This window comes from Salinarimonas ramus (assembly GCF_014645695.1).
GTDB classification, from domain to species: domain Bacteria; phylum Pseudomonadota; class Alphaproteobacteria; order Rhizobiales; family Beijerinckiaceae; genus Salinarimonas; species Salinarimonas ramus.
Map to the genome: position 1 here is coordinate 89,052 of NZ_BMMF01000003.1, position 21,153 is coordinate 110,204.

Consider the following 21,153-nt stretch of genomic DNA (forward strand, 5'->3'; position numbering starts at 1 on the left):
GCGGCGCCGTGTCTGTGGACGCCCGCCCTGCGGGGCGCCCCGCCCCCTCCCCTCGTGGGATCGGCGCTGGTACACCTCATCGTCATGACCGCCGATCCCGCGCTCCGCACGCACGAGCCTCCTCCCGCGCCGGCCCCTCGCAAGCGCGCGCCCGCCGCCGCGACGCCGGCCGCGGAGGAGCGCGTCACGCCGATGATGGCGCAATACGTGGAGATCAAGGCGGCCAACGCCGACAGCCTTCTGTTCTACCGGATGGGGGACTTCTACGAGCTGTTCTTCGAGGACGCGGAAATCGCCTCGCGGGCGCTCGGCATCGTCCTGACCAAGCGCGGCAAGCATCTGGGCCAGGACATCCCCATGTGCGGCGTGCCCATCGAGCGCGCCGACGACTACCTCCAGCGCCTGATCGGGCTCGGCCACCGGGTCGCGGTCTGCGAGCAGATGGAGGACCCTGCGGAAGCGAAAAAGCGCGGCGCCAAGGCCGTCGTGCGCCGGGACGTGGTGCGGCTCGTGACGCCGGGCACCATCACCGAGGAGCGCCTGCTCGAGCCCGCCCGCGCCTCGCTCCTCGTCGCGGTGGCGCGCCGCAAGGTGTCCGACGACGAGCACGCCTACGGCATCGCCGCCGTCGACATCACGACGGGCGTCTTCCAGGTGGTGGAGACCGCCCGCGCCGGGCTCGGCCCGACGCTGGCGCGGCTCGAGCCCCGCGAGATCGTGCTCGCAGACACGCTCCACGACGATCCCGATCTCGCGGGCGTGTGGCGCGAGATCGGCGCGCCGCTCTATCCGCTTCCGCGCGACGGCCTCGACGCCGCCTCCGCCGAGCGGCGCCTCAAGGAGACCTTCGGCGTCGCGACGCTCGACGCCTTCGGCGCGTTCACCCGCGCGGAGATCGCCGCCGCCGGCACCGTCCTCGCCTATGTCGAGCGCACGCAGATCGCCGCGCGCCCGGCGCTGCGCCCGCCGGCGCGGGAGGACGCGAGCGGCTCGCTCGTCATCGACGCGGCGACGCGGGCCAATCTCGAGCTCACCCGTACGCTGTCCGGCGAGCGCGCGGGCTCGCTCCTCGCCGCCATCGACCGCACCCTGACGCCCGGCGGCGGGCGCCTCCTCGCGGAGCGGCTGGCGGGCCCGCTCACCGACATCGCCGCGATCCGCGCGCGCCAGGACGCGGTGGCCCGCCTCGTCGAGGACACGCTCCTGCGCGATCGCCTGCGCGAGCGGCTCGCCTCGACGCCGGACATGTCGCGCGCGCTCGGCCGGCTCGCGCTCGATCGCGGCGGGCCGCGCGACCTCGCCGCCGTGCGCGACGGGCTCGCGGCCGCCAAGGGCATCGCCGCGCTCCTCGGCGAGGCCGGCGATCTCCCCGCGGAGATCGAGGCCGCCTGCCGCGCGCTGCGCGATCTCGACCCGGTGCTCGAGGCGCGCCTCGCGCAGACGTTGGCGGACGAGCTGCCGCTGTCCAAGCGCGACGGCGGCTTCGTCGCGCAAGGCATCGACGCCGCCCTCGACGAGGCGCGGGCGCTCGGCAGCGATTCGCGCCGCTTCATCGCCGGGCTGCAGGCGCGCTACGCCGAGGAGACCGGCTGCCGCACGCTGCGCATCAAGCACAATGCGATGCTCGGCTATTACCTGGAGGTCCCAGCGGCCTTCGGCGAGGAGCTGCTGCGCGGGCCGCTCAAGGGCGACTACATCCACCGCCAGACCATGTCCGACGCCATGCGCTTCACCACGCTGGAGCTCGGCGAGCTCGAGCGGGCGATCGCGTCCGCGTCCGAGCGGGCGGTGGCGATCGAGCTGTCGATCTTCACGGATCTGGCGGCGATGCTCGCCGCCGAGCGCCCCACGATCCTGGCTGCGGGAGACGCGCTCTCGGCCATCGACGTCGCCGCGTCTCTGGCCGATCTCGCGAGCGAGCGCGCCTGGTCGCGCCCCAAGGTCGACGACAGCCTCGCCTTCCTCGTCGAGGACGGACGCCACCCCGTCGTCGAGGCGGCGCTGGCCCGCGAGGGCAAGCCGTTCATCGCCAACGCCTGCGATCTCTCGGGCGAGAATGCGGGCGCGATCGCCGTCATCACCGGCCCCAACATGGGCGGCAAGTCCACCTATCTGCGCCAGAACGCCCTCGTCGTCGTGCTGGCGCAGATGGGCGCCTTCGTCCCCGCCTCGCGCGCCCATGTCGGCGTGTGCGACCGGCTGTTCTCGCGTGTGGGCGCGGCGGACGACCTCGCGCGCGGGCGCTCGACCTTCATGGTGGAGATGGTGGAGACCGCCGCCATCCTGAACCAGGCGACGCGCCGCTCCCTCGTCATCCTCGACGAGATCGGCCGCGGCACAGCCACCTTCGACGGGCTCTCCATCGCCTGGGCCGCGATCGAGCACCTGCACGAGGACAATCGCTGCAGGGCCTTGTTCGCCACCCATTTCCACGAGCTGACGCGGCTCACCGAGCGTTTCGCGCGCATCGACACGCTGACGCTCAAGGTCGCCGAGCACGCGGGCCAGGTGATCTTCCTGCACGAGGTGGTGAAGGGCGCGGCCGATCGCTCCTACGGGCTCCAGGTCGCCAAGCTCGCGGGCCTTCCTTTGAGCGTCGTCGCGCGTGCCGGCGAGATTCTCGCCGAGCTGGAGCGCACGGAGCGCGAGCATCCCCGCGCCGCGCGCCTCGACGACCTCCCCCTCTTCGCCGCGCCCGTTCGCCGCGCACCCGCGCCGGCGCCTCCTCAGCCCGCGCGCGACGCGCTGCGCGAGGTCCTCGGGGCGCTCGATCCCGACGAGATGACGCCGAAGGAGGCGCTGGAGGCGCTCTACGCGCTCAAGGCGGCGGCGAAGGTGGGCGCGTCGTGACGAACGGCCTGCGCCCCGCACGCCCCGACGAGGGCCTCGCCGTGCGCGATCTCGTGCGCGCCGCCTTCGCGATCCACGTGCCGAGGCTCGGCCGCGAGCCCGGGCCGATGGGCCACGACTGGCCGGCCTGCGTCGCGGCGGGCGAGGTGTCGGTTCTCGAGGATGCGCGCGGCGCGCTCGCCGCCGTCGCCCGGCTCGTCGCGGAGCCCGACGCGCTGCTCGTCGAGACGATCGCCGTGCGCCCGGACCTGCGCGGCACGGGGCTCGGCCGCCGCCTCCTCGCCTTCGCCGAGGACGAGGCGCGCCGCCTCGGGCGTTCGCGGCTGCGCCTCTACACCAACGCCTTGATGAGCGACAACATCGCCCTCTACGCCCGCCACGGCTACGTGGCCACCCACGAAGCCGGCGAGCCGCCGATGCGGCGGGTGTACATGGAGAAGCACGTCCTCTCTCCTCCTTCCCTGTAGGGAAAGGTGGCGCCGGCGCAGCCGGTGACGGATGGGGCACGCGGAACGCGTGCTCGGCGGAGCCGAACTCGGGCGCCGCTCGATCAGCCGGCGGACCCCACCCCTAGCCGCCTGCGGCGGCATTCCCCTCCCCTACAGGGAGGGAGACACGGCGCGCGTGCCCGCTCACCCCGCCTCCACCACCCACATCTCCGCCTCGTCGCCGAATACCCGAACGGTCCCTTCCGCGCGCATGCCGATGGCGGCGGCGACCCTGCGGGAGGGCTCGTTGCCCGGCGGAACGAAGCTGACGATGCGCTCGAGTCGAAGCGCGTGAAAGCCGTGGTCGCGCACGGCGGCCGCGGCCTCGCGGGCGTAGCCGCGGCCCTGGTGCGGGCGCGCGATCGTCCAGGTCGCTTCGGGCGCAGGCCAGCCTTCCGGCGCGATCAGGCCGACGGCGCCCACGAAGGTCCCGTCCTCCCCGAGGGTCACCGCGAAGAGCCCGAAGCCTCGGAGCGCCCAATGGCCGAGCACGTTGGCGAGGCCGGCCCATGCCTGCCCGCGATCGGCGCCGGCGGGGAAGCCCTTGGGTGCCCCGACCGCGGGGTCCGCCAGCATTGCGGCGAAAGCGCCGAGATCGTCCGCGCGAAAGCCGCGCAGGACGAGGCGCTCGGTCGTTAGGACCGGGATGCGGGAGAGATCGTGGAGCATGGGACGCGAGCCCGATCGGGAGGAGGGACGCCCTTCAGAGAGCGCGCACCAGCACCGCCTGCCCGTCGAGCCCGGTCCCCGTCATCCGCCAGCCGCGGCGTTCGTAGAAGCCGATCGCCTTGGTGCCGGCGCCGGTGGCGAGCCAGGCCTGCGCATGACCCGCGTTCTTCAAGGAAGCCAGCATCGCGTCGTGCAGCGCCGTACCGTGGCCCTTGCCCTGCTCGGGATCGATGACGAAGAGCGCCCAGACGTAGCCGTTGAGCGGATTGGCGCAGGCGAAGCCCTGCGGCCGGCCGGCATCGTCCTCGCTCACCAGGAAGACGCCCTGGCCGAGATACCAGAACACCTCCTGGTCCGAGATCGCGGTGGGATCGGCGAGGCGGTTCTCGGTCACGCCGAGGCGGATCTCGGCGATGCGGGAGAGGTCCTCGGCGCGGGCTTGGCGAATCGTCGGCACGGGGCGGCTCCGGATGCGTGCGGTGCGAGCGATCGTGCGTAGCACCCGGCGCGCGCGGGCGCTGTCGCCGCCTTGCCACACGCGTGCCCTCCCCGGATGGACGCGCGCCGCGGGCTCGCCGATCGCGGTCGCGAAGCGTTAACCATCTTGCCCTAACGTCGGTGCGGAAGGGAGTGAACCGCGCATGTCCGTCGATCGAACGACGCTGGCCGATCTCGACGGCGCGCTCGCCGCCCGCGACACGGCGGAGCGCGCGCTGGCGGGCGAGCGGCTGGCCGAGCTGTTCTTCGAGCGCGCGCCCGCGCTCTCGGAGGAGCACGTGGCGCTCTTCGACGACGTGCTCGAGAAGCTCGTCGGCGATCTGACGTTCCGTGCCCGCGTCGCCCTCTCCGAGCGCTTCGCGGACTGCCCCAACGCGCCGCGCAAGGTCACCTTCCTCTTCGGCACCGACGACGAGATCCGCGTGGCGGGGCCCGTGCTCGAGCGTTCGAGCCGCCTCGACGTCGATGCGCTCCTCGCCATCGCGCGCGCCAAGGGCCAGGACCATCTGTGCGCCATCGCCAAGCGCGCCCACGTGCCCGAGAGCGTCACCGACGTGCTGCTCGATCGCGGCGGGAGGCGCGTCGTCGCCACCGCCGCCGGCAATCCCGGCGCGACCTTCTCTCCGGACGGGACGGCGATCCTCGTCGCCCGCGCCCAGACCGACGACGCGCTGGTGCGCGCCCTCGCCTCGCGCGACGACGCCTTCGCCGGGCGCGTCGCGACCCTCGTCTCGAAGGCGCGCGCGCGAGTGCGCGAGACGCTCTCGCGGGAGACGGGCGCCGATCCCGAGCTGATCGAGGCCCTGGTCTCGCGCATCGGCGGGGAGATCGCCGAGAAGGGCGACAAGCGCACGCTGCTGGGCCAGTTCACCGACGCGATGACGAGCGTTCAGGAGCGCGCCGGCGACACCGGCCTCGCCGAGCTCGACGCGCTCGGCGCCCTGCTCGACGGCAAGATCGCCGAGACCCTGTGCGTCATGGCGGTGATGCAGGGCGTGCCCGTGGAATTCGTGGCACGCGCCTACCATGCCTCGACCTACGCGCCGATCCTCGTCATCGCGCGCGCCTGCGACTTCCGCTGGAAGACGGTGCACCACCTCCTCCACGCCAAGCTCGGCCGGGCCCTGCCCGACGTGCTCGCGGAGGACGCGCGCTCGACCTTCGAGCGGCTCGGCCCCGCCACCGCGCGCCGCGTGCTGCGCGCGGCCGTGGCGAAGGAGCGGTCGCGCGGCTGAGACCGGCGCTCAGCCGTCGAGCCCCCAGGCGGAGAGCGGCGCGCCCGCGCGCGTGCGCACCAGCGTGTCGAAGAAGGCGATGTCGCGCGCGAGCGCGCCGGGATCCTCGCAGCGCTGGAACAGCCCGCCCACGTAGCCGACGCAATCGGACTGCTCGCCGCGCAGGATGCCGTTGGCCGTATCGACGATCGTGCCGGTCTCGTCGACCTTGAAATAGTAGAGCCGGTAGACGATCCGTTCGCTGCTCGTGCTCACGATCCCGAGGAAATCGGTCGACGACCGCTCGCCCACGGACCGCGCGAGGCGGCGGTGGAGGACGTCCCCGTCGGGCAGGACCGTCGTACCGATGGGCTCGCCGTAGGGCGCCGGAGCGTCGGGGGCGAGGAACATCGGCGCGGCGCGGGCTGTGACGGCGAGATAATCGCGCCCGATCTGCGCCTGCATCGCCTGCCGGTCGAGGGAGCGGGAGACGTCCGCTGCGGTCTGCCCGCAGGCGCCGAGCGCGAGGGCGGCGACCAGGGTCGCCACGATCCGAGCATGACGAGCGATCATCGCGTCCTCGCAGGAAAGAAGTCTTCCTTCCTTATCGACCGCTCCAGCGGCGCACGCAAGCACGCATCGCGGGCGCGCGCCGCCTGCGCGCCCTCACAGCCAGTATTCCACAGGCGCGTTCAGCCCGCTCGTCTCGGGCGCAGAGACCACATGGGCGGCGACCTGGGCCAGCGAGAGCCCACCCTCGCGGACCGCGTCCAGCCAGGAAGCGACCTCCGCGGATGCGGCCTCGCGCCCGAGCGCCTCGCGGTAGAGGCCGGACACGATCCCGCTCGCATCGAGGGCACGCGCGCCGAACTCGGCGCTCTCCATCAGCGCCTGCGCGACGTCGGCGAGGCCGAGGGTGCCGCGCTCGACGCCGGTGCTCCAGCCCGCGAGCCCCGCGCCGTCGGCCGGGCGCCCGAGGATCGAGACGTAGAGGTCGGCGACCTGCAGCTGGGCGGAGGTCGTCGGCATCACGAGCTCGGCGTCGCCGAAGGTGACGTGCTCGATCGACACCATCTCGATGCGCGCACCCTCGCGACCCGTCGCGACGAGCGCGCCGTCGGGCGCGCGGACGACCTCCCAGTCGGCGCGCACGCCGTCGATCCGCACCGTGTCGAAGCCCGCGCCGCCGTCGATGGTCGCGTCCCCCTGTCCGGGACGGATCACGTCGTTGCCGCCGTGGCCGAAGAGCGTGTCGTCGCCGCGGCCGCCCACGATGAGGTTGTCGAGGTCGTTGCCGGAGATCGTGTCGTCGCCGTCGCCGCCGAACACGTCCTCGATCAGCGTCTGCGAGCCCATGGTGACGTCCCGCCCCGCGATCCGCGAGGTCGCGCCCGGCGCGAGGTCGATCACGAGATCGGACGAGACGGCAGCGGCGTTGAGCACGTCGTGGCCCGCGCCGTCGACGAGCGTGCCGCGATCGCCTCCGCGCAGCTCGGAGAAGCGATCGGTGTAGACGTAGACGTCGTTCTCGTCCTCGGCGCGGCCGTAGGCCTCGATGCGCGCACCGGTGAGGACGCCGTCGGTCCCGCCGAGGCGGTCCGTCACGCGCACGCTCCAGGTGCCGTTCGCGATCTCGCCGCGGAAGGCGTTGACCGCGAAGGTCCAGCCGTCGAAGGCGGCGGTGAGCCGCGTGCTGTCGAGCACGCTCGCGACGGTGCCCGTGGGGGAGACGAGCTCGACGAGGAGATCGCCGATGCGCCCGTGCACGCCCTCGAGCGTGAGCTCCACGGTCTCGGCGAGCAGGGCCGCGCCCGAGAGCGCGACGTCGAGGACGACGGTCGCACCCGTGACGAGCGGCGTCGCGGCGACGTCGATCTCGCCGGCGAGGGAGGCCTCGTTGGCGGAGGTGGAGCGCGCGCTCCAGGTCTCGGCGAGGCGCACCGCCGCGCGGGCGTCCACGAGGCCGAAGCCGGCGTCCGTCGAGAAGGCGAGCCCGCCGCCGTTCCAGCCGGTGCCCTCGTTCTCCACGAAGCGCGTGCCGCTCACGCCGCGTGCCGTGAGCGCCAGGATCTCCTGCACGTCGCGCCAGCCGAGCGCCGGATTGGCGTCGAGCATGAGCGCGACGACGCCCGTCACCGTCGGCGCGGCGGCGGAGGTGCCGCTGAAGCGATCCGTGACGTCGCCGGTGGAATAGCCCTCCGAGCCGGCGATGTCGGTCGTGGTGATGCCACGCGCGCCACCGCCGGAGAGGCCCGAGACGAGGATCGAGGCGCCCGTGTTCGAGAAGTCGGCGACCGTTCCCGCATCAGTGACGGCGGCGACAGCGATCACCTTTCGGTCGCTGGGGAAATGGGAGAGGTTGGCGTCGCCCCCGCGGGCGCCGTCGTTGCCGGCGGCGGCGACCATGATCGTGCCGAGCCCCCCGCGCCCCTCGCGCGCGGCCTCGTCGATGCCCGCGAAGAAGGTCGAGAAGAGCGGGTCCGTGCGGTCGACGTAGAGGTCGCGCGTCCAGCCCCAGGAATGGTTGACGACGTCGAAGCCGTCCTGATCGTTCATCGCCTGGCTGATCTGCAGCATCGACGTGCCGAGGACCTGCACGAACCGTCCCTCGACCAGCGGCGCGATGCCGACGGCGCCGCCGCGCCCGTCGGCGGCGACGATCCCCGCGACCGCCGTCGCGTGCCGCCCGTCGACCCCGCCGGAGCCGGTGGAGAAGGCGCTGCTCAGCGCGGAATTCGCCACGCGCGAGCCGTCGTCGAAGATGCCGACGCGCACGCCCGCGCCGAGGTGATCCTCCCACACGGGCGTCACCCGGAGATCGACTCCGTTGCGCGCGTTCAGCAGATGCCAAGGCAGGTTCCCGCTGGACGCCCGCCCAGCCAGAGAAGCAAACGTCGTGGTAAAGAGATCGCTCTGCATTGATCCGCCTCCCCGTGTCCCGAGGCAGATACTTGCAGATCCGCATTGAAGTCCGATTTGAATTAGCCGGAAAAGCCGTCGTATCGTATCAACTTACTGTTTACCGTGATGATTTCTACGGCGATAACCATTCCACCCGCAAACGACGAGGCCTGGGCACCTCCTGAGCGGAGCGCGGCGATACCGTGAGGCGCGCGTCCGCGCTCCGCCATGCCGCAATGCATAAATGACCTAGCGTCAGCTAACACAATCATTGACAGGCATCATACCTGCGACATACCGTCGTCGCATGTCCGCGCCCGCCCTCTCAGCCTCCGCTCCAGACAAGGCCGTCTCGCTGTGGCCGGCCTTCGGGCTGGGGCTCGCCGTGGCGGTGGGCAACGGGCTCGCGCGCTTCGCCTACGCCCTCGTCCTGCCCGCCATGCAGGACGATCTCGGCTGGACCTACACGCAGGCCGGCTGGCTCAACACGGCGAACGCGCTGGGCTACGTGATCGGCGCCGCCGCCGGATACGTGCTCTTGCGCCGCGTCGCGCCGGCGCGGCTGTTCGCTTCGGGGCTCTGGCTCACGATGGCGAGCCTCCTCGCGACGGGGCTCCTCGCCGACGAGATCTGGCTGACGGCGACGCGGCTCCTCGCCGGCATCGGCGCGGCCTGGGCCTTCTCCTGCGGCGGCGCGCTCGTCGCCATGCGCTATCGCGGCCGGCCCGAGGTGATGGGCACGGCGACGGGCCTGTTCTTCGCGGGCGCCGGCATCGGCATCGCGGCGGCCGGCCTCGCCGTGAACCCGCTCCTCGCGACCACCGGCGTCGGCGGCTGGCCGCAGGCCTGGCTCGCGCTCGGCGCGCTCGCGGTGGCGCTCTCGGCCTGGCCGCTCGTCGAGGCGCGGCGGGGGAGCGGCGGCGCGGCGAGCGACGCGCGCCCGGGCCCGCTCTCCCTGTCGGGGCTGCTCAGGCCGCTCGCGAGCTACTTCCTCTTCGCGGCCGGCTACATCGTCTACATGACCTTCATCCTCGCCTTCCTGCGCGAGGAGGGCTGGTCCTGGCACGGCGCCACCGCGATCTGGCTCGTGCTCGGCGCTGCGGTCGCGATCTCGCCCTTCGCCTGGCGGCCGGCGCTGGAGCGCTGGGACCCGCGGCACACCCTCGCGGCGAGCTGCGCCGCCTGCCTCGCGGGGACGGGCATCCTCCTCCTCGACACCTCCGCCCTCGCCCTCGTCGTCTCCGCGCTCGCCTTCGGGCTCGGCGTCTTCATCGCCCCGGCCTCCGTCGCGCTCGTCGTGCGGCGCGCCATGCCCCCCGCCGATCTCGCCAAGGGCATGACGTTCTTCACGATCCTCTTCGCGCTCGGCCAGGCGATCGGCCCCGTCGCCGCGGGGCTGATCGGCGACGCGAGCGGCCTCTCCAGATCCCTCGGCTTCGGCGCCTGCCTGCTCGGCGCCGCGGCGATCCTGCCGCTCGTGAGCCCGCGCGCGGCCGAGCAGCCCCCCTCTCGACCGGGAGACCCGACATGAGCGACCCCATCGCCCGCATCCGCGCCTTCATCGAGGAACGCCAGCGCGAGAAGCGCCCCTTCGCCGACGACACCGACCTCATCGAGGGCCGCTACGTCGATTCCCTGCAATTCGTGGACTTCGTGCTGCTGGTCTCGGAGCTGTGCGAGCGCGACATTCCGCTCGACACCGTGGACATCGAGCAGTTCCGCACCATCGACCGCATCCGCGCGACGTTCTTCGCGGGCGTGTCGTCCGGCGCGGAGGCCGTCCCGTGACGGACGGCTTCGCCGAGCCGGGCGCGCCGGTGCACCGGCTGCCGCACGCGGAGGACTACGTCACGGGCGCGGTGCATTCGCTCGGCGCGCACAGGGTCACGGCGGAGGAGATCGTCTCCTTCGCCCGTTCCTACGATCCCCAGCCTTATCATCTCGATGCGCAGGCTGGCGCGGCCTCCTTCTTCGGCGGCCTCGTCGCCAGCGGCTGGCACACGGGCGCGATCTGGATGGGGCTCTACGTGCGCGCCATGCTCGAGGGCGCGAAGGTGGAGGGCTCGCCGGGGCTCGAGAGCCTGCGCTGGCACGCGCCGGTTCGCCCGGGGGACGTCCTCCACGGCCGGTGCGAGGTCGGCGAGATCGTGCCCAACCCCTTCCGCAAGGACCTCGTCACCGTGAAGAAGCTGGGCAGCCTCCTGCGCGAGGGCGAGACGAAGCCCGTCATGACGCTCGTCCTCCTCGCCCGCATGCTGCGCCGCCCGGCGTCCACCGATCCCACACGTTGAGCGCACCCGACGCTCTCCCCGCGACATCCGCCATTCGAGGAGCCAGGACGATGCAGCCGGTATCCTACACAGCGCAGTGGACCGCCGCGATCCGCGCGCTCGAGACCGAGCGCGCCGAGGACGCGCTGTTTTCCGATCCCCTCGCCCGCGCCCTTTCCGAGCCGGACGGCTTCCGCCTCATCGAGCGCTATCGCGGCGCGGGCGTGCAGGATTTCGTCGTCATCCGCACGCGCTTCTTCGACGATCAGGCCGCCGCCGCGCTGGCGCAGGCGCCCGACCTGCGCCAGGTCGCGATGATCGCGGCGGGCATGGACACGCGCCCCTTCCGGCTCGACTGGCCGGCGGACGCGCGGGTCTACGAGGTCGACCACGCCCCGCTCCTCGACGAGAAGGCGCGGCGGCTCTCCACGCTCGGCGCGACCGCGCGGGTGGCGCGCGCACCCGTACCCGCCGATCTCGCGGTGGACTGGGTGGAGCCGTTGAAGAGCGCGGGCTTCGATCCTCAGGCGCCGACGCTGTGGCTCGTCGAGGGCCTGCTCTTCTTCCTCACGGACGACCAGGCCCGGCACGTGCTCTCCACCTGCCGGAGCCTCAGCGCGCCGGGCAGCCGGCTCGTCGTCGACATGACGAGCGCAGCGCTCCTGCGCAGCCCCTTCACCCGCGCCTTCCTGGCGACGCTCGAGGCGGACGGCAACCCGTGGCGCTTCGGCACCGACGAGCCCGAGGCTTTCCTCGAGACCACGGGTTGGACGCCCCTCGTGGTGAAGGAGCCGGGCGCGCCCGGCGCCGGCGAAGGCCGCTGGCCCTACACGCCCCAGCCGCGCGAGGTGACGGGCGCCGCCCGCTCCTGGCTCGTGGTGGCCGAGCCGGGAGCGGGCGGCGCCACCTAGCGCCGACCCTGTCCGTCGCCGCCTCGGGCGCGCGCCTCAGGCGGTGAGCTGCTCGGCGTCTCCCGGGACGAGATCGTCGTTCGACACCACGAGCGCCGGGAGGCCGATGCCGGCGGAGCCGCCGAGGAAGCCGGGGATCAGCTGGTCACCGCTCCCGGGCTCCACGATGTCGGCCGATCCCGCGGGCGCTCCCATCGACCGCCCCTCGGCCATGCCGAACTCGATGTAGTGCATGGCCGCCTTCACAGGGTCCTCTCCGAGCACCGCGGCGACGTCCGGGTTCGCGGCGAGATAGGCGCTCGCGTCGAAGCTCGGGGCGGCACCGGCCAGGAGGTCGGCATAGGCGCCCGCGAGGGTCGCGGGATCGCCGATCGCCGCCGCGCGGGCGGGATCGGAGGCCACCAGCGCCAGGATCTCCGGCAGGCGCGCCGCGAAGTCGGCCGCGAACGCCGAATCGTCGAGGGTCGGCGTCGCCAGAGCCGTGCCGTCGAGACGCGTCACCAGAGGCGCCGGCTGCGGCGGGGCGAGAGGCCGGCCCTCCGCGATCCCGAACTCGACATAGTGCATCGCCGCCATGGCCGCGCTCGACCCCAGCGTCTCGCGCACGTCCGGATTGGCCGCGAGATAGGCCTCGGCGTCGAAGCTCGGGACCTCGCCCGCCGCCACCGCCTCGTAGGCGGCGAGAAGACCGCCCTCGGCGGACAGCATCCCGGCCCGCGACGGGTCGGAGGCGATCCAGGCCATGACGTCGTCGATGCGCGCCGCGAAGTCCTGCGCCTGGCCCTGGTCCCGGAACACGATCCGCGGCAACGGCATCCCGCCGATCGCCTGCAGGTTCGACCAGAGCGGGTCGATCACCCCGATCGCCTGCCCGTTCTCGTCCACGGCGAACTGCTCGGCCGCCATCTGCAGCGCGGCCCCGGGCACGTTCTCCATCCGGGTGCGCAGCACCGTCTGCGTCCCGTCCTCGCCCGCGACCTCGTAGAGGCCCATGTCGCGGCCCTCGTGGCGGCCGAACTCGACGTAATGCTTCGTCGCCTTGAGGGCGTCGTAGTTCAAGGCCGCCCCCACGTCCGGGTTCGCCCGCATGTACGCCATCGCGTCGAACACGATCCCCGCATCCCCGTCGGGGTTCGCCAGCTTCACGCCCATCATCTGATCGTAGGCGCTGCGCAGCCCCGCCGACGTATCGAGCAGCGGCGCGCGTTCCGGATCGGAGGCGATCCACGCGAGCAGGTCGGGAACCTCCGAGAGGAAGCGGCGCGCCTCGTCCTCGTTGGTGAAGGTGACAGGCGGGAGGATCTGCTCGACCTTCGCGCCCGGCGCCGGATCACGCGACCCGTCGGGCCGCGTCACGATCTCGTTGGAGCGCAGCACGTTCTGCACTTCCACGCTCACCGTGGCGTCCGGGTTGAGGCGGTAGAGCCCGGCATAGGGCGAGGGCACCGTCTCCGGCGCGGCTCCCTCCGGCGCCTGCGGACGCACCACGTCCACGTGGTAGACGCTCGAGCGACCCGAATCGAGGAACTCCTTGCCCAGCTGCGCGTCGCTCTTGTCCGCCGTCACCGCGTCGGGGAAGTGCGCCGAGCCCATGTTCTCCGGTCGCGCCAGGAACTCCGCCGCGAAGCGCAGCCGCCCCGTGGTCACGAGCGCCGTGGCGTTCCAGCCCGCCGTGGGAACGGGGACGGCCTCGCCTCCGGGCGTCGGCGAGGCCGAGAACACCGTGCCCGCCGGCACGTCGATGATCGGCGTCCCGTTGGCGAGCAGGTTGCCCGTCAGCATGAAGAAGCCACGGTTGTCCCCGTTCTCCAGATCCTCCAGCGTCGTCTGGCTCGGATCGATGAAGGGCGAGGACATCAGCATCGCCACGTGCACGTCGACACCGTGCTCGTTGACGGTGGTGAGCGCGTCCGGGCTCTCGATGTGCCAGCGCACGCCCGCCCCGTTCTTGATCGCCTCGAAATCCAGGTCCGCCGCGAAGCCGGCCTGGATGTACTCCACCCCCGCGAAGTCGCGCGTCAGGTCGAAGCCCTCCTCGATGTCGTTCTCGTGGGCCGTGAAGATCAGCCGGCCCGCTACGCCGCCCGCGCCGTATTCCGCGGAGGCGAGCGTCGACACGCCCTCGGCCGGGTCGAATCGGTGCGTCTTCCCATCGGGACCCTCGATCTCGATCTTGCCCGTGGTCGGGTCGAACATCAGCTCGGACAGGCCCGCGCCCTCGAAGACGTTGGCTTGGCCGATGGGGAAGGTCTTCGGCGGCTCCTCGCCGAACAGGACCTCCGAGAGGGCGCCCGCGAGCATCCAGGTGCCTGCGCCGCCGAGCGCCACCGCGAGGCCCACCGCGATCTTGAGCTCCTTGGGCAGCCCGGTGGCCTCGATCAACGCGTTGGCGAGCGTGCCGATCGCCGTGGGGTCGGGGTTGAGCCACACGCCCACGCCCGCCTTGACCACGTCGACGACCTTCTGCGTCTCGGGGGCCAGGTAGGCGACGCTGTCGGCGACGAAGGCGAAGCCCTGCTGGAACTGAGCCTCGGCGATCGCCTTCTTGGCGCTCTCGGCCGCGGGCGTCGAGAGCTCGTCGAGCGCCTCGAGCGGTGTCAGGCCCTGGTCGACGAGCGCACCGTGCGCGATCGGGTCGACGCCGGGCGCCGGCAGCAGGCGGTCGCCCACCGACATGGACAGGAGGCCGTCCGGCGTCAGGACGAAGCCCGGCTGCAGCTGGCTCGCGACGTAGGTATCGAGCGCGCTCGCGACGAGGCCCAGCTCGTCGCGCACGTGCGGAGGGGCGAATTGCATGCCCAGGAACAGGCCGTCCTTGATGACGTCCTGCACCGAGCCGGGATCGCCGATCGTAACGATGTCGTTGGCGATGTCGGCTCCCACGATGCCCGTGAGGATCGCCTTCTTGATCGGCCCGTCGGGAAAGTTCGTGAGGATCGCGTTGAAATGCGGGTTGTTGCGGATGCGGCCCAGATCCTGCTCGAAGCCGGTCACCACGTCGTTGATCGGCAGCCCCATCGCCTTGGCCACCTCGTGCGCCGGCATGCCGAGCACCTTCGTCATGAAGTTGGCCGCGTCGTTCACGCCGGCGACCGTCAACCCCTCCGTCGCGATCGTCATCTTGCCGAGCTCGTCCACCCGCAGATGCTCGCTCGGGATGAACTTGTCGGATGTGATGTCCAACCCGTCGCCCCCGAAGCCGTAGAGCTCCGGGTCGATGTCGGAGACACCCGCGCTCGCGAGGATGGACTCGTCTTCCTTTTGTACGACCGTCGGGTCGAAAGTCGTTTGCCGCATGTATAAATCGCGATACATCGTATACACTTGCAGAAGGCTCGGCTGCGGACCGTGATCCGCCATCTTGGCTTCCATGGCACGCATCGTGGCACCGAGCAGCTCCTTGGTTGCACTCTGCGAGAGATACAGGTGCAGCGGCGGGGGCGGGGGCAGACCTTCTTTCTCTGCGATGACCGCCTGCGCAGTCCAAATTACTGTATTCTCGACATTTTTCTTCATTTCTTGGAGTATTTGGGGATTGTTCAAGAGAGTCATCGTGAATTCGCGCGTGTAGTATGAAACAGCATTATCTTTCGGTGAATATACATAGTAATCATCTGCTCCATTTTCGCCATTACGGAGCTCTATATTCCCAAACCCCTCGGCTTGCAACTGCTCTGCTTGCTCGAAGAGCTTTGTACCCGGTTCGATCTCGATGCTCACGCTACCGCCGCCGGTTCTCTGCCGCGCATCGAAAAAGGCGAGCGAGGTTGGATGCTGATACTTCGTGCCGGCCATCGAATTGACGACGTCTTCGATGATCGGGCGCATCGCATTCCAGAGACCATCATTCACATCTTCGGCATGAAGCGTCGAGCGAGGCAGCTGATCCTTCTCCGAAAGGTTGTTTTGCATCATATTTATCCACGTATTCGGATAATTCGTCCCCCCCGCCAACTTGACTGCTTCGATTGGGTTGAGAATGCCCATGAATCCCCACAGATGGGACCAGTCATGTCCGAATGTTTCAAATTTATCACCGACTCTCGTTCTGTGATTGAAGCGCCCAACAATCTCATTGCTTACATCTTGATCGATTTTGATCAGATTCGTGTTTCCGTTGAAATACCAGTCACCTGCACTGTTCGCCATGACTGCCATTCTGCTGTATCCGGCAAGTTCTTTCTTCGGCATGAACGGTAGCGTAAAGACACGTGCCGGAACTGTCACCGGCTCGATCTCTGGAGCAGGCTTGTCGTATTCGCTACCTCTAGTTTGACCGTCGACCTGAGACCCACTACCGGCGCTCGATCCCGTGTCACCGGCACTGTTCACGAACTCGAAGGTACGCTGCACGAGCGGGTTTGCGCTGCTCGGGTCGGCGATCATGCTCTGAAGATGTTGCATTTGACGTGCGACGTAGAACATGCCGTCCGGACCAATGATTTGCTCCGTCGTCGCTCGTTCGACCGCATACATTTGTTCGGCAGACGGCTCTTCTCCGAAGACGCTTCTCGCGGCCTCGGAACGCCGCTGCGCGACTGCTTCGGACAGTATCTCGTCGGCGACGTTGCTCCAGGCCAATTCGCCTGTCTCGGAATTCGTCGTGAGGAGGTTCGCGATAAATTGCTGCAGTGTTCCGGGAGATTTTGCGGGATCTTGTGTGTCCTCTTGCCACTGCCGCCCGATCAGCTCTCGCACCAGCTGCACGTCCTCCGGCGAAAGCCCGCTCGTCAGCTGCTGGAAAACGGTGTCGGCACGGATCTCCGTCGGCGATCGAGGCCAGAGCGGTCCATCGACGACAAAATTGCCATCGATGGGTGTCGACAGATCTAGATCTGGCACCGTCACGGTCCTGCCGGGACTGCTCCTCTCCAGTAATGCTGATAGCTGACCAAGCGTCATATTTTGGTCTACTACAATTCCTTCGTTGGTGTAGGCCATGAGTGGGCGCCCGTCTGGGCCGAATATAGTCGGATTGCCGGCTGAATTGGTGCCGACATTCGCAGAACCGACGAGGTCGACCAGAGCATTCCACGTCGATTGAGCTTCGTCGCCCGTGAAGCTTTCTCTCGATCGCTGTTGAAAGAAGGTGACGAAGTCCTGCACGCCTTGTCCAGCCGCCCCGATGGCGGCGACACCCAGCCCTGCCAGCCACTCCCAGAAGCCGGTACCGCCACTCTCGTTGCCGATGCTCTGCGCAAGCGTGAAGTGCGGCTGAACGAACGTGTCGTGGTTCGGTCGATCGGTTTCGGCATCGCTGAAGTGAGGACCCATGATCACCATCGGGGCAACTCCTGATAAGATGATTGACGCATTTAGCGTCTATCAGTTTTGCATTATCTTTAACTATATATATGAATCTAATAACAGTCAAATAACTTGAAATAATATAATTCTGATCTGTATATGCGAAAAACTTTTGTGGTCGGAAGGCCTGGTTGCGCGCCGATGCATCGGCGTTCAAGGCTGGTCGTGGGCGATCACGGACCGATATGCGTCGATCCGGCCAGCATCGCCGCAACGCTCGGGAGCGTCGCGAGGTGCGCTCGTCACGAAGCTCGGCCCGGTCACCGTGTCCGGCGTTCGGTCTCGCCGCGCAGCCTGTCGCCGCCTCGCGGCACGGGTCGGCGAAGAGACGGACGCAGGACACGATAGTCCGCTCGGGTCGGCGGAGCGGGTTTCCGAGATTACGCGTTCAAGCAGGAAATCGTACGGACCTGCCGTCGGCTCAAGCGGCCTCCATCGCCTCCAGCTCCCCGATCAGCCGCTCGATCATCGACAGGCCGATGTCCCAGAACTCGGGCGTCGTGGCGTCGAGGCCGAAGGGGGCGAGGAGCTCGCCGTAATGCTTCGTGCCGCCGGCGGAGAGGAGCTCGAAATAGCGCTCGACGAATCCGTCGGCGGCGTTCTCGTAGACGCCGTAGAGCGAGTTCACGAGGCAGTCGCCGAAGGCGTAGGCGTAGACGTAGAAGGGCGAGTGGATGAAGTGGGGGATGTAGGCCCAGTAGGTCTCGTAGCCCTCCGAGAGCGTGATCGCGGGCCCCAGCGATTCCGCCTGGACCGACATCCAGGCGGCGTTGAGATCCTCCGTCGTCAGCTCGCCTTCGCGCCGCGCGAGGTGCACCTTGCGCTCGAACTCGTAGAAGGCGATCTGGCGCACCACCGTGTTGATCATGTCCTCGACCTTGGCGGCGAGCATGGCGCGGCGCTCGGCCGGCTTCGTCGTCTGGTCGAGGAGGCGGCGGAAGGTGAGCATCTCGCCGAAGACGCTCGCGGTCTCGGCCAGCGTCAGCGGAGTCTGCGCCATCAGCGCGCCCTGGGGCGCCGCGAGCACCTGGTGGACGCCGTGCCCGAGCTCGTGGGCGAGCGTCATCACGTCGCGCGGCTTGCCCTGGTAGTTGAGCAGCACGTAGGGGTGCGCGGAGGGCACGGTCGGGTGCGCGAAGGCGCCCGGCGCCTTGCCGGGGCGCGTCGGCGCGTCGATCCAGCCCTCGTCGAAGAAGCGCCGGGCGATGTCGGCCATCTTCGGCGAGAAGCCGGCATAGGCCTCGAGCACGGTGTCGCGGGCGTCGTCCCAGCGGATGGTGCGCTGCTCCACCTTGGGAAGCGGCGCGTTGCGATCCCAGAAGGCGAGCGTCTCGCGGCCGAACCACTTGGCCTTGAGCTTGTAGTAGCGGTGCGACAGGCGCGGATAGCCCTCGCGCACGGCGGCGACGAGCGCCTCCACCGTCTCGCGCTCGACGCGATTGGCGAGATGGCGCTGGTCGGCGACGTCCGTGAAGCCGCGCCAGCGATCCGAGATCTCCTTGTCCTTGGCGAGCGTGTTCGTGATCAGCGTGAAGGTGCGCAGGTTCTCGCGGAACGTGTCGGCGAGCGCCATCGCCGCGTCGCGCCGCACGGTCTCGTCGCGGTCCTGCAGCTTGTTGAGGGTCGGCTCGATGGCGAGCTCCTCGCCGCGGACCTCGAAGCGCAGCGAGGCGATCGTCTCGTCGAAGAGCCGGTTCCAGGCGCCGCGCCCGGTCACCGACTTCTCGTGGAACAGCTCCTCGATGCGGTCCTCGAGCTGGAAGGGCTTGTCGCGGCGCAGGTCCTCGATCCAGGGGCGGTAGCGCGAGAGCGGCGCCTCGCGCACCAGCGCGTCCACCCGCGCGTCGTCGAGGCGGTTGAGCTCGAGGGTGAAGAACAGGAGCTGCGCCGTGGCGGAGGTGAGCCGCTCCTGCGTGTCGCCGTAGAACTTCGCGCGTTTCGGGTCCGTGGTGTCCCCGGCATAGACGAGGCCGGCATAGGACATGAGCCGCCCGAGCAGGTCCTCCAGCGCGTCGAAGCGCGCGATGGCGTCGTGCAGCGCCTGCGCCGCGCCCTCGCCCGCCGCCATCTCCGCGAGCTTGCCGCGATAGGCCTGCGCGAACGCCGCGCACTCGTCCTTGGCGGCGGCGAGGTCGCGGGCGAACTCGGTGCTGTCCATGCCGGGATAGAGATGGCCGAGATCCCACTCGGGCAGCGTCCCGAACTCGGTCGCCTCGGCGGCGGCCGTGGCGACGCTCGGCGAGAAGGCCCGGCCGGAGAGAGCCTCCGGTGCGGCGGCGGCCGTGTGGCGGATCTGGCGGTGGATCGTCATGCGGTGTTCGTCCCCGTGATCGAGAGCGTGAGCGTCGTCGCCATATTGGCCGCCCGGCGCCGGGGCGCAACCATCGCCTCCGCGGCCATCGGCTGCGCGCGACGATGGCACCCGCCATCCACAACCCCGTCGCCCCGCGTCAACACCCTCTTAACCCCTTGGCCCCAGTCTGCCCCGAAACGAAACAGCTCCCTCCCCCACCGCGCAGGCCGGATGCCAGAATGACCTCGACGATCCTGATCGTGGACGACGACCCCGTACAGAGGCGCCTGCTCGAGGCGATGGTGCGGCGGTTCGGCTACACCCCGCTCACCGCCGAGAGCGGGGCGCAGGCGCTCGAGGCGCTGCGGTCCGAGCCCGCCATCGGCGTCGTCGTGCTCGATCTCGTCATGCCCGATCTCGACGGCATCGGGCTCCTGGGCGCCATGCGCGAGGCCGGGATCGACACGCCGGTCATCGTCCAGACCGCCCACGGCTCCATCGAGACCGTGGTCCAGGCCATGCGCGCGGGCGCGCTCGACTTCGTGGTCAAGCCCGTGGGCGCCGAGCGGTTGCAGGTGTCGCTCTCGAACGCCATGCGCGTCGACCAGCTCGAGGACGAGATCCGGCGCATGAAGCGCCGCGCCGAGGGCACGCTCTCCTTCAAGGACCTCGCGTCGCGCTCGCCCGACATGCAGCGCGTCATCCGGCTGGCCGAGCGCGCGGCCAAGTCGACGATCCCCGTCCTGATCGAGGGCGAATCGGGCGTCGGCAAGGAGGTGCTCGCCCGCGCCATCCAGGGCTCGGGCGATCGCCGCGGCAAGCCGTTCGTCACGGTCAATTGCGGAGCCATCCCCGAGAGCCTGGTGGAATCGACGCTGTTCGGCCACGAGAAGGGCTCGTTCACCGGCGCCACCGAGCGCCATCTCGGCAAGTTCGTGGAGGCGAACGGGGGCACGCTCTTCCTCGACGAGATCGGCGAATTGCCGCTGGACGCGCAGGTGAAGCTCTTGCGCGCCATCCAGGAGGGGGAGGTCGATCCGGTGGGCGCCAAGCGCTCGGTGAAGGTCGACATCCGCCTCGTCTCGGCGACGAACAAGAGCCTGCTCGACCTCGTCAAGCAGGGCAAGTTCCGCGAGGACCTCTTCTATCGTCTCAACGTCTTCCCCATGACGCTCCCGCCCCTGCGGGCGCGGCGCGAGGACATCCCCGATCTCGTGCGCTCCTTCGTGGCGCGGATCGCGGCGGAGGAGGGCAAGCGCGTGCGCGGCGTCGCGCCGGCGGCGATGGAGCTCCTCTCGCGCTACGATTGGCCGGGCAACGTGCGCCAGCTCGAGAACGCGCTCTTCCGCGCCGTCGTGCTCTGCGACGGGGACGAGCTCTCCGTCGACGAGTTCCCGCAGATCGCCTCCCAGGTCGCGGGCTACGACGTACGCATCCCGCCCGCCCCCGTCTTCGCCGAGACCGGCACGGCGCAGGCGCCGGTGCGCGAGGTGGTGCACGTCGAGGTGAAGGACCCCAACGCGCTGGCGCTGCTGGACGAGGACGGGCAGTCGCGCACGCTCGAAGCGCTCGAGGTCGAGATCATCCGCTTCGCGCTGCGCCACTATCGCGGGCACATGTCGGAGGTCTCGCGCCGGCTCGGGATCGGGCGCTCGACGCTCTATCGCAAGCTGAAGGAATACGGGCTGGAGGACGAGGCGGCGGCCTGAGGCCGCGCCCGGACGTCCGCCTGCGGCGCGCCTGCAACAGCGG

Annotated in this window: 14 protein-coding genes; 8 read left to right on the forward strand and 6 right to left on the reverse strand. The window is 70.1% G+C overall.

What is annotated here, in order from left to right; translation table 11 throughout:
- Positions 1-84 precede the first annotated feature (84 nt).
- Entirely contained in the window at positions 85-2,850 is a 2,766-nt protein-coding gene (gene mutS, locus IEX89_RS05045) for a DNA mismatch repair protein MutS (protein WP_188910286.1), read from the forward strand.
- Entirely contained in the window at positions 2,847-3,317 is a 471-nt protein-coding gene (locus IEX89_RS05050; protein WP_188910288.1) for a GNAT family N-acetyltransferase, read from the forward strand. The genes mutS and IEX89_RS05050 overlap by 4 nt, the downstream gene beginning before the upstream one ends.
- Before the next feature lie 165 nt (positions 3,318-3,482).
- Here IEX89_RS05050 and IEX89_RS05055 read toward each other — a convergent pair whose 3' ends face one another.
- Entirely contained in the window at positions 3,483-4,007 is a 525-nt protein-coding gene (locus IEX89_RS05055; protein ID WP_188910291.1) for a GNAT family N-acetyltransferase, read from the reverse strand.
- Between the two features lie 34 nt (positions 4,008-4,041).
- On the reverse strand, positions 4,042-4,464 hold the full coding sequence (locus IEX89_RS05060) for a GNAT family N-acetyltransferase (protein ID WP_188910293.1): 423 nt from the start codon (positions 4,462-4,464) through the stop codon (positions 4,042-4,044).
- A 184-nt stretch (positions 4,465-4,648) separates the two neighbouring features.
- Here IEX89_RS05060 and IEX89_RS05065 point away from each other — a divergent pair, with 184 nt between their 5' ends.
- On the forward strand, positions 4,649-5,740 hold the full coding sequence (locus tag IEX89_RS05065) for a DUF2336 domain-containing protein (RefSeq protein WP_188910295.1): 1,092 nt from the start codon (positions 4,649-4,651) through the stop codon (positions 5,738-5,740).
- 9 nt (positions 5,741-5,749) lie between these two features.
- Here the strand turns inward: IEX89_RS05065 and IEX89_RS05070 are convergent, their stop codons facing one another.
- Entirely contained in the window at positions 5,750-6,292 is a 543-nt protein-coding gene (locus tag IEX89_RS05070) for a hypothetical protein (RefSeq protein WP_188910297.1), read from the reverse strand.
- Positions 6,293-6,385: 93 nt separating this feature from the next.
- Positions 6,386-8,521, reverse strand: a complete 2,136-nt coding sequence (locus tag IEX89_RS05075; RefSeq protein WP_188910299.1) for a S8 family serine peptidase — start codon at positions 8,519-8,521, stop codon at positions 6,386-6,388.
- Positions 8,522-8,927: 406 nt separating this feature from the next.
- Between IEX89_RS05075 and IEX89_RS05080 the strand changes: the two genes are divergently transcribed.
- From IEX89_RS05080 to IEX89_RS05095, 4 genes are read left to right on the forward strand one after another with little or no spacing between them, the layout of a single operon-like run.
- Positions 8,928-10,151 (forward strand): YbfB/YjiJ family MFS transporter, encoded by a 1,224-nt coding sequence (locus tag IEX89_RS05080; RefSeq protein WP_188910302.1) that lies wholly within the window; start codon positions 8,928-8,930, stop codon positions 10,149-10,151.
- Positions 10,148-10,408, forward strand: a complete 261-nt coding sequence (locus tag IEX89_RS05085) for an acyl carrier protein (protein WP_188910304.1) — start codon at positions 10,148-10,150, stop codon at positions 10,406-10,408. Before IEX89_RS05080 ends, IEX89_RS05085 begins: the two co-directional genes overlap by 4 nt.
- Positions 10,405-10,911, forward strand: coding sequence for a MaoC/PaaZ C-terminal domain-containing protein (locus tag IEX89_RS05090; RefSeq protein WP_188910306.1), 507 nt, complete (start codon positions 10,405-10,407; stop codon positions 10,909-10,911). Before IEX89_RS05085 ends, IEX89_RS05090 begins: the two co-directional genes overlap by 4 nt.
- A 50-nt stretch (positions 10,912-10,961) precedes the next feature.
- Complete coding sequence (locus IEX89_RS05095) at positions 10,962-11,801, forward strand: SAM-dependent methyltransferase (protein ID WP_188910308.1); 840 nt, start codon at positions 10,962-10,964, stop codon at positions 11,799-11,801.
- Between the two features lie 36 nt (positions 11,802-11,837).
- On the opposite strand, the gene IEX89_RS05100 is transcribed toward IEX89_RS05095, so the two are convergent.
- Together IEX89_RS05100 and IEX89_RS05105 are read right to left on the reverse strand one after the other, a co-directional pair.
- Complete coding sequence (locus IEX89_RS05100; RefSeq protein ID WP_188910310.1) at positions 11,838-17,084, reverse strand: hypothetical protein; 5,247 nt, start codon at positions 17,082-17,084, stop codon at positions 11,838-11,840.
- Between the two features lie 445 nt (positions 17,085-17,529).
- Entirely contained in the window at positions 17,530-19,419 is a 1,890-nt protein-coding gene (locus tag IEX89_RS05105) for a M3 family oligoendopeptidase (protein ID WP_188910312.1), read from the reverse strand.
- 221 nt (positions 19,420-19,640) lie between these two features.
- Between IEX89_RS05105 and IEX89_RS05110 the strand changes: the two genes are divergently transcribed.
- Positions 19,641-21,110: a sigma-54-dependent transcriptional regulator gene (locus tag IEX89_RS05110; protein WP_188910314.1), complete on the forward strand. Its 1,470-nt coding sequence runs from the start codon at positions 19,641-19,643 to the stop codon at positions 21,108-21,110.
- Positions 21,111-21,153: the final 43 nt, after the last annotated feature.

Bases quoted from the DNA above. Each gene is read 5' to 3' on its own strand.
- mutS (WP_188910286.1), top strand. From the start codon at position 85: ATGACCGCCGATCCCGCGCTCCGCACGCACGAGCCTCCTCCCGCGCCG.
- IEX89_RS05055 (WP_188910291.1), bottom strand. From the start codon at position 4,007: ATGCTCCACGATCTCTCCCGCATCCCGGTCCTAACGACCGAGCGCCTC.
- IEX89_RS05065 (WP_188910295.1), top strand. From the start codon at position 4,649: ATGTCCGTCGATCGAACGACGCTGGCCGATCTCGACGGCGCGCTCGCC.
- IEX89_RS05070 (WP_188910297.1), bottom strand. From the start codon at position 6,292: ATGATCGCTCGTCATGCTCGGATCGTGGCGACCCTGGTCGCCGCCCTC.
- IEX89_RS05080 (WP_188910302.1), top strand. From the start codon at position 8,928: ATGTCCGCGCCCGCCCTCTCAGCCTCCGCTCCAGACAAGGCCGTCTCG.
- IEX89_RS05085 (WP_188910304.1), top strand. From the start codon at position 10,148: ATGAGCGACCCCATCGCCCGCATCCGCGCCTTCATCGAGGAACGCCAG.
- IEX89_RS05095 (WP_188910308.1), top strand. From the start codon at position 10,962: ATGCAGCCGGTATCCTACACAGCGCAGTGGACCGCCGCGATCCGCGCG.
- IEX89_RS05100 (WP_188910310.1), bottom strand. From the start codon at position 17,084: ATGGTGATCATGGGTCCTCACTTCAGCGATGCCGAAACCGATCGACCG.
- IEX89_RS05105 (WP_188910312.1), bottom strand. From the start codon at position 19,419: ATGACGATCCACCGCCAGATCCGCCACACGGCCGCCGCCGCACCGGAG.
- IEX89_RS05110 (WP_188910314.1), top strand. From the start codon at position 19,641: ATGACCTCGACGATCCTGATCGTGGACGACGACCCCGTACAGAGGCGC.